Source organism: Massilia sp. S19_KUP03_FR1 (genome assembly GCF_036688685.1).
In the GTDB taxonomy this organism is placed as follows: Bacteria; Pseudomonadota; Gammaproteobacteria; order Burkholderiales; family Burkholderiaceae_D; genus JALYUM01.
The window spans coordinates 146,316-159,793 of record NZ_JAQQPS010000009.1; the positions used below are offsets into that span (position 1 = coordinate 146,316).

The following is a 13,478-nucleotide window of genomic DNA, read 5'->3' on the forward strand; positions in this document are numbered from 1 at the left end:
CCCGGTTCACGTCCGAATTTGTGTACGTTGTGAAACATATTGCAAGCGTCCCCCGTGCTAAAGTCACGCCGATAATTAATCGCGCGCGCACCGCCACAAGGACAAGCATGGATTCGACTTTACTCTCGCCAAAAATCACCCCGCCACCAGCGCCGCTTAAAAAAAGCAAGCGCTCGAAGGTCATCGGCGGCGTGATTGCCATGGCGGCCATGGCGGGACTGGGCTACCTGGCCTGGCACCTGACGCACCAGGCGCCTGCTGGCGGGCCGGGCGCACAACAGGGGCCCGGCGGCGGGCGCGGCGGTCCTGGTGGCGGCCGTGGCGGCCCGGCCACCACGGTGGGCGTGGCGACCGCCACCGAGGCCGATATTCCGGTCGTGATCGATGCGCTCGGCACCGTGACGGCGGCAGCTACCGCGACGGTGCGCGCGCAGGTCTCTGGCGTGCTGCAAAAGATCCATTTCAGCGAGGGACAGCTGGTGAAAGCGGGCCAGCTGCTGGCCACGATCGATGCGCGTCCGTTCGAGATGGCGCTGCTGCAGGCGCAGGGCACGCGCCAGCGCGATGAAGCCCAGGTGGAAAGCGCGCGCGTGATGCTGACCCGCTACCAGACCTTGCTGACCCAGGATTCGATTGCGCGCCAGGACGTCGACACCCAGGCCGCACTGGTGAAGCAGCTCGAAGGCACGATCATGACCGACCGCGCGGCCGAAGGTGTGGCGAAGATTAACCTCGGCTACACGCAAGTGAAGGCGCCGATCTCGGGCCGCGTGGGTTTGCGCACAGTGGATATCGGCAACCTGGTCGCCAGTGGCGACGCCACCGGCATCGCCGTGATCACCCAGCTGGCGCCGATCGACGTCGAATTCGCCGTGCCGCAGGACCGGGTCCCGGAACTGCAGGCCCGCATCGGCGTAAAAGAAAGCAGCAACGACGACTTCCTGCCGGCCATCGCGCTGGACCGCACCCGCACTGACAAGCTGGCCGCCGGCCGCTTCCAGGCGCTGGACAACCAGGTCGACGTGCAGACCGGTACCGTGCGTGCCAAGGCGCGCTTTGCCAACAACGACGGCAAGCTGTTCCCGAGCCAGTTCGTCAACCTGCGCCTGGAAGTACGCACGATCAAGAACGCGGTGATGGTGCCGGTGACGGCGCTGCGCCATGGCACCGCGGGCGATTTCGTCTACGTCCTGAAGTCCGATAAAACCGTTTCGACGCGGGTCGTCACGCGCGGCCAGGCCACGGTCGACAAGATCCAGATCGTCAGCGGCCTGAAAGTGGGCGAGCAGGTCATCACCGAAGGCGCCGACCGCCTCAAGGATGGCGCCAAGGTGACCTTGCCGGGCGACCGTCCGGCAGCAGCCGGCGCCAAGGGCGAACGCGGCGGCCGCAAGCAGCGTGAAGCCGGCGCTGCCGCACCGGCCGCACCAGCGGCCGCCCCGGCGCGCTAAGGGACTGCTTACCGATGAGTCCTTCAGCACCCTTTATCAAACGGCCGGTTGCCACCGCATTGCTGATGCTGGCGATCGTGCTGGCCGGCCTGGTCGGCTACAAATTCCTGCCGCTGTCGGCGCTGCCGCAAGTCGATTTTCCGACCATCCAGGTGCAGACGCTGTACCCGGGCGGCAGCCCCGAAGTGATGGCGCGCACCGTCACGGCGCCGCTGGAACGTAATTTCGGCCAGATGGCAGGTCTGTCGCGCATGAGTTCGACCAGCGCCGCGGGCGTGTCGATCATCACGCTCCAGTTCGCCCTGGGCCAGACGCTCGACGTGGCCGAGCAGGAAGTGCAGGCGGCGATTAACGCCGGCAGTTCCCTGTTGCCGACCGACTTGCCGGCGCCGCCGGTGTATGCGAAGGTCAACCCGGCCGATGCGCCGGTGCTGACGCTGGCGATCACCTCCGACACGATGCCATTGACTGAGGTCCAAAATCTGGTCAACACCCGCCTGGCGCTCAAAATCAGCCAGGTCAGTGGCGTGGGTCTGGTCTCGCTGTCGGGCGGCCAGCGTCCGGCCGTGCGCATCCAGGCCGATACGCAGGCGCTCGCGTCCTACGGCCTGGGACTCGATAACCTGCGCACCGCGATCACCGGCGCCAACGCGAACAGCGCCAAGGGTAGTTTCGACGGCCCGACGCGCTCGTACACCATCAACGCCAACGACCAGCTGATCACGACGCCGGATTATAAAAATTTGATCGTCGCCTACGCCAACGGCGCGCCGGTGCGCCTGTCCGACGTGGCGACGGTGGTCGACAGCGCTGAAAACGTCAAGCTGGGCGCCTGGTCCAGCATGAAGCCGGCCATCATTTTGAACGTGCAGCGCCAGCCGGGCGCGAACGTGATCGGCACCGTCGACGCCATCAAGGCGCGCCTCCCTGAGCTGCAGGCCAGTTTGCCGGGCGCGCTGCACCTGGACGTGCTGACCGACCGCACCACGGGTATTCGCGCCTCGGTCGAACACGTGCAGATCGAGCTGGTGCTGTCGGTGGTGCTGGTGGTGCTGGTGATCTTCTGTTTCCTGCACAGCATGCGCGCGACCGTGATCGCCAGCCTGTCGGTGCCGATCTCGCTGATCGGCACGTTTGGTGCGATGTACATGCTGGGCTACAGCCTGAACAACCTGTCGCTGATGGCGCTGACGATTGCCACCGGCTTCGTGGTCGACGATGCGATCGTCATGATCGAGAACATCGCGCGCTATATCGAAGAAGGCGAAACGCCGATGGCGGCCGCACTGAAGGGCGCCAAGCAGATCGGTTTTACCATCATCTCGCTGACCGTGTCGCTGATTGCCGTGCTGATCCCGCTGCTGTTCATGGGCGACGTGGTGGGCCGCCTGTTCCGCGAATTTGCGGTCACGCTTTCCATCACGATTCTGATCTCGGCCGTGGTGTCGCTGACGCTGGTGCCGATGATGTCGGCACGCTGGCTGAAACCCGAGTCCGAACAGAAGAAGTCGAAATTTGCCGAGAAGACCCAGGCGTTCTTCGACCGCGTGGTGCACCGGTATGATGGTGCGCTGACTTGGGTGCTGGCGCGCCAGGGCCTGACCCTGCTCGTCGCGCTGGCCACGATGGTGCTCACCGTGATCCTGTACCTGGTTATTCCAAAAGGCTTGTTCCCGACCCAGGACACGGGCCAGTTGCAGGCGCGCGTGGAAGCGCGCCAGGCGATTTCGTACGACAGGATGGCCGAGCTCCAGCAGCGCGCCGCGCGTGAAATTTTGCAGGATCCCGCCGTGCTGTCGCTCAGTTCAAACGTCGGCGTCGACGGCGCCAACAATGCGATGCTGCACACCGGCACCATGCTGATCAACCTGAAACCCGAGCGTTCGGGCAACCAGAACGACATCATGGTGCGCCTGAAGGAACGGGTGGCGCAGGTGGCCGGGTTGACGCTGTACCTGCAGCCGACCCAGGATCTGACCATCGATGCCGAAACCGGGCCAACCCAGTACCGCGTCTCGCTCGAAGGCGCCGACACCGCCACCGTCACCACGTGGGCGAATAAACTGGTGGCGCGCATGGCGCAGAAGGATCAGCTTAAAAACGTTGTGACCGACGCCGGCGCCACCGGCGCCGCCGCGTACGTGACGATCGACCGCGACACCGCGTCGCGTCTGTCGATCACAGCCGCGTCGATCGACGACGCCCTCTACAGCGCCTACGGCCAGCGCATCGTCTCGACCATTTTCACGGAGACCAACCAGTACCGCGTGATTCTCGAAGCGCAGCGTGATGCCGACATGTCGGTGGCGCGCCTGGGCGACCTGCAACTGAAGACAGGTTCCGGCAAGGCGACCCCGTTATCAAGCGTGGCCACCATCACCGAAAAACCGGCGCCGCTGCAGATCACCCACGTGGCGCAGTACCCGGCCACCACGATCGGCTTCGACACCAGCGACGGCACCTCGCTGGGGCAGGCGGTCGACGCGGTGCGCGCGGCGGCGAAAGACATCGCCTTGCCGCCGGCGGTGACGATGACTTTCCTGGGCGCCTCGGGCGCGTATGAAAATTCGCTGTCGAACCAGCTCTGGCTGATTCTGGCTGCGGTGGTCTGTGTCTACATCGTGCTGGGCGTGCTGTACGAGAGCTACATCCACCCGCTGACCATTTTGTCGACCTTGCCGTCGGCCGGCGTCGGCGCGCTGCTGGCGCTGCTAATCAGCGGCCAGGGGCTGGGCGTGATCGGCATCATCGGCATCATCCTCCTGATCGGCATCGTCAAGAAGAACGCCATCATGATGATCGACTTCGCCATCGAGGCCGAGCGCGAACAGGGCAAGGCGCCGCAAGAAGCCATTCACCAGGCCGCGCTGCTGCGCTTTCGCCCGATCATGATGACGACGCTGGCCGCGTTGTTCGCAGCCGTGCCGCTGATGCTCGGCTGGGGCGACGGCGCTGAACTGCGCCGGCCGCTCGGACTTGCCATTTTTGGTGGCCTGATTGTCAGCCAGATCCTGACGCTGTTCACCACGCCGGTGATTTACCTGGCGTTCGACCGCCTGGCGCAGCGCTGGGGCGACCGCGAAGCGATCGACAAAGCCGGGGCGAACGCATGAATTTGTCCGGCCCCTTCGTCAAGCGCCCGATTGCCACCGTCCTCCTGACGGTCGGGATCGCGCTGGCCGGCATCGGCGCGTTTTTTGTGCTGCCGGTGTCGCCGCTGCCGCAGGTCGATTACCCGACCATCTCGGTCAGTGCATCGCTGCCGGGCGCCAGCCCTGAAACGATGGCCACCAGCGTGGCCACGCCGCTGGAACGGCGCCTTGGCGTGATCGCCGGCGTGAACGAGATGACCTCGTCGAGCGGCACCGGCTCGGCGCGCATCAACCTGCAATTCGAACTGACCCGCAAGATCGATTCGGCCGCGCGCGAAGTGCAGGCCGCGATCAACGCCGCGCGCGTCGACCTGCCGTCCACACTGCGCAGCAACCCGACCTACCGCAAGGCCAATCCATCCGACGCGCCCGTGATCATCCTGGCGCTGACCTCGAAAACCCGCACGCCGGGCCAGATCTACGACACCGTCTCGAACCTGGTGCAGCAAAAGATGGCCCAGGTCAAAGGTGTGGGCGACGTTGAAATCGGCGGCGGCTCGCTGCCGGCCGTGCGCGTCGATCTGCTGCCGTACGCACTGAATAAATACGGCGTCTCTGCTGAAGACGTGCGCGCCGCGATCCAGGCGACCAACGCCAACCGCCCCAAGGGCGCGATCGAAGGCAATGGCCAGCGCCTGCAGATTTATTCGGAGCCGGCCGGCTCGAGCGGCGGGCGCCAGGCGTCCGACTACGCGACCCTGGTGGTGGCGTGGCGCAACGGCGCCGCCGTGCGCCTGCAGGATGTGGCGGAAGTCACCAACAGCGTCGAGAATATCAACACGCTGGGCCTGTTCAATGGCGAACCGGCCATCATCGTGCTGCTCACGCGCCAGCCAGGCGCCAACATTATCGAAACGGTCGACGGCGTGCGTGCGCTGCTGCCGACGCTGCAGGCGCAGCTGCCGCCCGACATCCGCCTGCAGGTGGCGTCCGACAGCACCAATTCGATCCGCTCGTCGCTGCACGAAATCGAGCTGACCCTGCTCATCTCGATCATCCTGGTGGTGCTGGTGGTGTCGGTCTTCCTGAGAAATCTGCGCGCCACCATCATTCCCGCGGTCGCCACGATTGTCTCGCTGCTGGGCACCTTCGGCGTGATGTACATGCTGGGCTTCAGCCTGAACAACCTGTCGCTGATGGCCATCACGGTGGCGACCGGCTTCGTCGTCGACGACGCCATCGTGGTGCTGGAAAATACCACGCGCCATATCGAAGAGGGCGTGGACCGCATGACGGCGGCGCTGCAAGGCGCGAAAGAAGTCGGTTTTACGGTTCTGTCGATCAGCCTGTCGCTGGTGGCGGTGTTCATTCCGCTGCTGTTCATGGGCGGCCAGGTGGGACGCCTGTTCCGCGAATTTGCCGTGACGCTGTCGGCCGCGGTGCTGATCTCGCTGGTCATTTCGCTGACCACCACGCCGATGATGTGCGCGTGGCTCTTGAAACCGCACGACAGGAACAAAAAGGAAGGGCGCCTGGCGCAATGGGCTGAACGCGGTTTCGACAAACTGCTCAAGGGTTACGAGCACGCGCTTGACTGGGCGCTCGGCAGCTTGTGGCTGGTGGTGGGTATCCTGGTGTTCGTGATCGGCCTGAACGTGTACCTGTTCGCAGCCGCGCCGAAAGGCTTCTTTCCTCAGCAGGACACCGGCCAGATCCAGGGCGGCATCCGCGCCGACCAGTCGATCTCGTTCCAGGCCATGCAGCAGAAGCTGCGTCAGCTGGTGAACATCATCAAGAGCGACCCGGCGGTGGACACGGTGGTCGGCTTCACCGGCGGCGGTCGCGCCGGCGGCGGCTTCATGTTCATCAATCTGAAACCGGTGGCGCAACGCGCCAAGGGCGAATCGGGACAGGCCGTGATCGCGCGCCTGCGCCCGAAACTGGCGCGCATCACCGGCGTGTCGATGTTCCTCAATCCGGTGCAGGATTTGCGCATGGGTGGCCGCTCGGCCAATTCGACCTACCAGTACACACTCAAAAGCGACAACAGCGCCGACCTGAAACTGTGGGCCGGCAAGCTGGCCGAGGCAATGAAAGCGCAGCCGGGATTGACCGACGTCGATACCGACCAGGCCGAAAATGGCGTGGAGACCTTCGTCACGATCGACAAAGACACGATCGCGCGGCTCGGCATCAAGACGGCCGACGTCAACAATGCGCTGTACAACGCGTTCGGCCAGCGCCAGGTGGCGAATATCTACGATGAGCTGAACCAGTACCACGTCATCATGGGCGTGGCGCCGCGCTACGCCCAGACGCCGGAAGCGCTGAAGGATGTCTATGTGCCGGCCAAAGGGGCGGCCAGCGTGGTGGCGGGCACCACGGCCAGTGCCGTGGCGACGACCGCCACGACAGCCAGTGCCACCACCACCACCGCGACCAACATCACCGCCGCGCGCGACCCGTCGAGCGGGTCGGCGATTGCGTCGTCGGTGACGCGGATGGTGCCACTGTCGGCCATGTCGACGTTCGCCGAAAGCGCGACCGCCACCTCGATCAACCACCAGGACGGCGAACTGGCCACCACCATTGCCTACAACCTGGCGCCGGGCACGAGTCTGTCGCAGAGCCAGGCGGCGGTGGCGCAGGCGGAAGCGGACATCGGCATGCCAAACAATGTGCGCGGCAGCTTTGCGGGCACGGCGAAGGCGTCGCAGGATTCGAACAAGGAGCAGCCGCTGCTGATTTTGGCCGCCGTCGTCGTCATCTACATCGTGCTGGGGATTTTGTACGAAAGCCTGATCCACCCGATCACGGTGCTCTCGACCTTGCCGTCGGCTGGCGTGGGCGCGGTGCTGGCGCTGCTGCTCTTTAAAATGGAGTTTACGGTGATCGCGCTGATCGGCGTGTTCCTGCTGATCGGGATCGTCAAGAAGAACGCGATTCTGATCATCGACTTTGCGCTGGAAGCGGAGCGCTCGCGCGGCATCACGGCGCTGGAAGCTGTGCGTGAAGCCTGCATGCTGCGCTTCCGGCCGATCCTGATGACGACGCTGGCCGCCGCGCTGGGCGCCTTGCCGCTGGCGGTCGGCTTCGGCGAAGGCTCGGAATTGCGCCAGCCGCTGGGCATCGCCATCATCGGCGGACTGATCGCCAGCCAGATACTGACCCTGCTCACCACGCCGGTGGTGTATGTGCTGATGGACCGCCTGCGCACGCATGGTCCGGGCGAACACGATCTGAGCCGCCAGCCGGACCCCGTGCCGGTCGCGGCGCATACCTGAAACCAGACTAGATTGATACCGAACTTATGCACATGATGCCGCTCTCCCGCCTGTCGTTATCGCCAGTCTACCTGGCCGTCCTGGCTGCCCTGGCGTTCAGCGTCGCCGGCTGCGCCGTCGGCCCGAAATATGCAGTCCCGACCAGCGCCGATTCGCCTGTCTACAAGGAAGCAGAAGGCTTTGTCGTGGCTGCGCCGGCCGACACGCTCGAGAAGGGACCGTGGTGGCAGCTGTTCGGCGACGCGACCTTGAACCAGCTGGCCGAAAGTGTCGAGGTGTCGAACCAGAACATCGCGGTTGCCGTGGCCAACTACACCCAGGCGCGCGCGCTGGTGGCGCAGCAACGCGCCTCGCTGTTCCCGACCGTGAACCTGACCGGCAGCGCCGACAGGAGCGGCAGCCGCAGCGAGAACGGCAGTGGCAGTGGCAATGCGGCCAATGCCTACCGGCTGAACATCGGCAGCAGCTGGGAGCCGGATATCTGGGGCCGCCTGCGCGCCGGCGTGACCGGCGCCCAGGCCAGCGCCGCCGCCAGCCTGGCCGACCTGGCGGCAGCGCGCCTGTCGATCCAGGGGGAACTGGCCGCCAACTATTTTTCGCTGCGTGAACTCGACGCCGAGCGCGCCCTGCTGGCCACCACGATAGCCGGCTACGAACGGGTGCGCCTGATCACCAGCAACCGTTTCGAAGCAGGCATCGCCGCCCGCTCCGACGTGCTGCAAGCCGAGACCACGCTGGCCAGCGCGAAGAACGACGACCTGGGCCTGGCCCTGCAGCGCGCCCAGCTTGAACACGCGATTGCGGTCCTGGTCGGCAAGGCGCCGTCGACCTTCGCGCTGGCTGTCGCGCCATGGACGCAGACCGTGCCAGAGGTACCGACCGGGGTCCCGTCGACCCTGCTGCAGCGCCGTCCCGACATCGCCGCCGCTGAACGGCGCGTGGCCCAGGCCAACGAACAAATCGGTATCGCGCGCTCGGCCTACTATCCGGACATCGGCCTGTCGGCCTCATACGGTACCGGCGGCACGGCGGTAGGCGACCTGTTCAAGGCATCGACGGCGGCGTGGTCGTTCGGGCTGTCGGCGGCGCAGACCATCTTCAATGCCGGCGCCACGCGCGCTGCCGTCGAAGGCGCCGAGGCATCGCAACAGGCGGCCGTGGCGCAGTATCGCCAGACGGTGCTGACCGCGTTTGCCGACGTCGAAAACCAGCTGGCCGCCACGCGCGTGCTGGTGCAACAGCAGGTGTTGCGCAAGCAGGCGTCGGATGCGGCCGACCAGGTCGAAGCGCAGTTCCTGAACCGCTACAAGGCGGGGCAGGTGAGCTACACCGAAGTGGTGCAGGCGCAGGCGACCGCCTTGTCGGCACGCCGCTCGCTGGTGCAGGTGCAGGCCGACCGGCAGGCCACGGCAGTGGCGCTGATCCAGTCGCTCGGCGGCGGGTGGCATAGTCAGTAAGCTGGCCCGGCTGGCGCGCTTCACCGGTTCAGCAACAAGTCCTGCCGCTTCCCTGGTTTTTCTCCCGCCTTGCGAATGAAGCGCGCATGCTCGTGCCGTACTACCTCCACCACACCGTCGATGGTGCGGTGATCGGGCTGGCCCGACATCGCCTGCAGCAAGGTGGCACTTTTCAAATCCGACAACAGCGTCACCATGTTCAGCACCGCATGCCGGATATTGCCCAGCGTGGCCGCTGGATGCGTGAACACCAGCGCGGTACCGACCTGCCGGATGGAGGTTTGCGCCGCCAGCACCTGTTGCAGCCGTGCCGCCGCGCCGTACAGGCTGCCCGTGGGGTCGGAGCGTACCGGCGCATCGCGCTCGACCAGGTTGTTATACAGGTCAAACTTGTCGCGCCGCCAGCTTTGGCCGTCGCAGTGCATGCGGCCATTCAGGCCGGTGCAAGCGAGCGCCAGCACGCCGCGCGGCCCGACCAGCACATGTTCGAGCCGCCCGCCGCTGTTGCAGTGGCCGCAGATGAGGGTCCAGTTGTCGTCGAGCAGGGCGCCGAGGCGCGAAGCGAGCCGCTGCGCGCCGCTGTCGCCACGCCCGGACAATGAGGACCCAGGGCAGGGCGCGGGCTTGACGATACCGCGCAGCGCCTTGCGCCACCAGCCCGGTTCTTCCTTGCGGCCAGTATCGGTTTCCAGCAGCACGGTGTTCATGGCTACACCTCCGTCATCGCAGTGGTCAGTCCATGTCAGACCTTGCGAACAACGGGCGGTTCGGCGCGCAGTGCGCCGCGCTGTCACACCATGACGGCGCTCAAACGGAGGGTGTGGTGGCTGCGGGCGCCGCCGCGGCAAGCTCTGCGCGTTGCGCATATTTTTGCGCCAGTACCGCGCACACCATCAACTGGATCTGGTGAAACAGCATCAGCGGCAAAATGACCAGGCCGAGGGAGGTCGGCGCGAACAGCACCTTGGCCATCGGAATGCCGCTGGCCAGGCTTTTTTTCGAGCCGCAGAACACGATGGCAATTTGGTCCTCTTTGGAAAACCCGAGTTTGCGGCTGATGACCATTGCGATGCCGAGCGCCACGGCCAGCAGCAGGCAGCACACGCCGGTCAGCGCCAGCAGCGTGCCGGCCGACATGCTGTGCCACAGCCCCTCGGCCACCGACGCGCTGAACGCCGTGTACACCACCAGCAAAATGGAACCCTGGTCGACATACTTCAGCATGCCCTTGTTGCGGTCGATCCAGGCGCCGATCCACGGGCGCAGCAACTGGCCCGCAATGAATGGCAGCAGCAGTTGTTCGACGATGGACAGCACCGAATCGAGTGCCGAGTGTCCCGACGCGGCCGCGCCATGCAGCACCAGCGTGCCAACCAGCAGGGGCGTGAGGAAAATGCCGAGAAAATTCGAGGCGGTGGCGCTGCAGATGGCGGCCGGCACATTGCCGCGCGCCACAGCCGTGAACGCGATCGACGATTGCACGGTCGACGGCAGCACACTCAGGAACAGGATACCGAGGTACAGGTCGGGCGCCAGCACCAGCAGGGCCAGCGGCTTGATGGCCAGGCCCAGCAGTGGAAACATGACGTAAGTAAGGGCCAGCACCAGCAGGTGCAGGCGCCAGTGGGTCAGGCCGGCGAGCAGCGCTTCGCGCGACAGCTTGGCGCCGTGCAGGAAGAACAGCAAGCCGATGGCGAGTGCCGTGATGTCGCCGAACACGACTGCTGCCTGGCCGGTGACGGGCAACACGCTGGCCAGCGCCACCATGCACAGGATGGCGAAGGTAAATACATCCGGCATCAGGCGCCGCACGACAGGGGGCAGGGCAAACTTGGAAGGCATGGCGAGGGAGGGAAAGAGCAATCGCCTATTCTAGCTGCTGGGGGGCGCGGCTGTCCTGGACCGGTGCGTACGGGCTTTTGCCTGGCGCGTGCGAAAACCGTTTCCGCGCCTATGCAAGAGCGATATACTGCCGGCTTGCTGGTTTTAGCGTATTCACCGGGGTCCATTTTGTTTAAATATCTTGTTTTGCCTGCCGTCCTGCTGGGCGCCACCAGCGTTGTCAGTGCCGACGAAGGCCAGTGGCAGCCACACCAGTTGCCACAACTGAAATCCGAACTGAAACGGATCGGCATCACCATTCCGGCCGAAAAGCTGGCCGACCTGTCGAAGCATCCGATGAGCGCGATGGTGTCGCTGGGCGGCTGTTCGGCCTCGTTTGTCTCGCCCGATGGCCTGATCGTCACCAACCACCACTGCGGCTACGCGGCGATCCAGCGCAATTCGACCCCGGAACACAATTACATCGTGAATGGCTTCCTGGCGAAAAACCGCGCCGCTGAACTGCCGGGCGGCCCGAGCACGCTGGTGTACGTGACCGAAAAAGTCGAGAACGTCAGCGACCGCGTACTGAAAGGCTTGCCATCGACCTTGACCGGGCGCGAGCGCCACGAGCTGGTCGAAAGCCGCATCAAGGCGCTGGTCGCCGAATGCGAGAGCGACAAGGCGTATCGCTGCTCGGTGCCGGCGTTCCACCGCGGCCTCGAGTACTACCGCATCAAGCAACTGATGATCCGCGACGTGCGCCTGGTTTACGCGCCGTCCGACATGATCGGCAATTTCGGCGGCGACATCGACAACTACGAATGGCCGCGCCAGACCGGCGACTTCTCGTTCCTGCGCGCCTACGTCGGCAAGGATGGCCGCCCGGCCGACCCGTCGCCGGACAACGTGCCGTACAAATCGAAGGACTTCCTCGTTGTTTCGGCCGAAGGCCTGAAAAATGGCGACCCGATCCTGCTGGCCGGCTATCCGGGCCGCACCAGCCGCTACAAGCTGCCGTCCGAAATTCGCGCCGCGCGCGACACCGATTTTCCCTTGAAGGCGGCCGGCATCACGGCCGACCTGTCGGTCATTGCTGCCGCGACGATGGGTAATCCGAACTACAACGTGCGCTACGCCAGCGTGGCCAAGAGCCTGAACAACGTGCTGAAAAAGACGCAGGGCCTGATGGACGGCTTTGCGCGCAAGGACGTCGCTGCCATCAAGGATGCGCAGGACGCCGAATTCCGCGCCTGGTACCGGGGTGGCAACGGCAGCAGCGCCGCCAATTCTAAAACCTTGCTGACCGAGCTCGATGCGGTCATCGCTTCGGATATGGCCTTGTCACAGCAGGAGTTCGCGTACAACGAGGCCACCCACAGCGACCTGCTGAAAAGCGCGCGTACCCTGTATCGCCTGGCGCTGGAACGCCAGAAGCCGGATGCCCAGCGCGAAGGCGGCTACCAGGAACGCGACCTGTCATTCATCAAGGCGCGCCTGACCCGCCTGGAGCAATCGTTCGTGGCCAGCGTCGATGAAGCGCGCTGGTCGGCCGCGCTGCAGCGTTACAGCAAACTGAATGCAAAGAACCATCCGGCCGGCGTGGACGCGGCCTTGCCAGCGGCGGCGAATGTGGCGGCCATCTATAAAGCCAGTGAGCTGGGCGACACCGCCAGGCGCCTGGCCTGGATCGGCAAGGATGCAGACGCGTTCCGCAAATCGCAGGACGCTTTCATTGTGCTGGCCGTGCGCCTGCAGGATGCCGCGCTGGCGCTGGAAAACCAGCGCAAGGAAGTCGACGGCAACCTGGAACGCGTGATCCCGCAATACATGGCCGCGGTCATCGCGTGGAAGAAGTCGCAGGGCAAGCCGGTCTACCCGGACGCCAACTCGACGCTGCGCGTGACGTTCGGCACCGTGGCGCCGTATTCGCCGCGCGATGGCCTGGTCAAGGGACCGTTTTCGACAGTCGACGGCATCCTCGAAAAGGCCAGCAACAAGGAGCCGTTCACGGTGCCGGCGGCGTTGACGCAGGCGGTCAAAGAGAAGCGCTTCGGCGTGTTCAAGGATGCGGTGCTGGGAACGGTGCCGGTCAATTTCCTGTCCAGTGCCGATACCACCGGCGGCAACTCCGGGTCGGCGGTGATGAACAAGCGCGGCGAATTGATCGGCCTGAATTTCGATTCGACCTATGAATCGATTACCAAGGACTGGTATTTCGATACCGCCATCACGCGCGCGATTCACGTCGATATCCGCTACATGCTTTGGGTGATGAAGGAAGTCGATCACGCGGATAATCTGATCGCTGAGATGACGGTCAAGTATCCAAAGAAATAAGAGCAACACGTAAAAAAGCCGCGCACGTCGAAA

General features: G+C 64.8%; 7 protein-coding genes. 5 read left to right on the top strand and 2 right to left on the bottom strand.

Annotated elements, in window-relative coordinates; translation table 11 throughout:
• Positions 1-107 precede the first annotated feature (107 nt).
• Genes V6M87_RS12045 through V6M87_RS12060 form a run of 4 tightly spaced genes read left to right on the top strand, consistent with a single transcriptional unit; the run spans position 108 to position 9,284 of the window.
• Positions 108-1,451 (top strand): efflux RND transporter periplasmic adaptor subunit, encoded by a 1,344-nt coding sequence (locus tag V6M87_RS12045; protein ID WP_332876871.1) that lies wholly within the window; start codon positions 108-110, stop codon positions 1,449-1,451.
• A gap of 14 nt (positions 1,452-1,465) precedes the next feature.
• A complete protein-coding gene (locus tag V6M87_RS12050; RefSeq protein WP_332876872.1) occupies positions 1,466-4,564 on the top strand; it encodes an efflux RND transporter permease subunit in 3,099 nt (1,032 codons plus the stop codon).
• Positions 4,561-7,827: an efflux RND transporter permease subunit gene (locus V6M87_RS12055; RefSeq protein ID WP_332876873.1), complete on the top strand. Its 3,267-nt coding sequence runs from the start codon at positions 4,561-4,563 to the stop codon at positions 7,825-7,827. Before V6M87_RS12050 ends, V6M87_RS12055 begins: the two co-directional genes overlap by 4 nt.
• Before the next feature lie 26 nt (positions 7,828-7,853).
• Entirely contained in the window at positions 7,854-9,284 is a 1,431-nt protein-coding gene (locus V6M87_RS12060) for an efflux transporter outer membrane subunit (protein WP_442920581.1), read from the top strand.
• Positions 9,285-9,304: 20 nt separating this feature from the next.
• Here V6M87_RS12060 and V6M87_RS12065 read toward each other — a convergent pair whose 3' ends face one another.
• Both V6M87_RS12065 and V6M87_RS12070 read right to left on the bottom strand, forming a co-directional pair.
• Positions 9,305-9,991 (bottom strand): NERD domain-containing protein, encoded by a 687-nt coding sequence (locus V6M87_RS12065; RefSeq protein WP_332876875.1) that lies wholly within the window; start codon positions 9,989-9,991, stop codon positions 9,305-9,307.
• 100 nt (positions 9,992-10,091) lie between these two features.
• On the bottom strand, positions 10,092-11,126 hold the full coding sequence (locus V6M87_RS12070) for a bile acid:sodium symporter family protein (protein ID WP_332876942.1): 1,035 nt from the start codon (positions 11,124-11,126) through the stop codon (positions 10,092-10,094).
• Positions 11,127-11,294: 168 nt separating this feature from the next.
• Here V6M87_RS12070 and V6M87_RS12075 point away from each other — a divergent pair, with 168 nt between their 5' ends.
• Entirely contained in the window at positions 11,295-13,445 is a 2,151-nt protein-coding gene (locus V6M87_RS12075; RefSeq protein WP_442920582.1) for a S46 family peptidase, read from the top strand.
• Positions 13,446-13,478 lie beyond the last annotated feature (33 nt).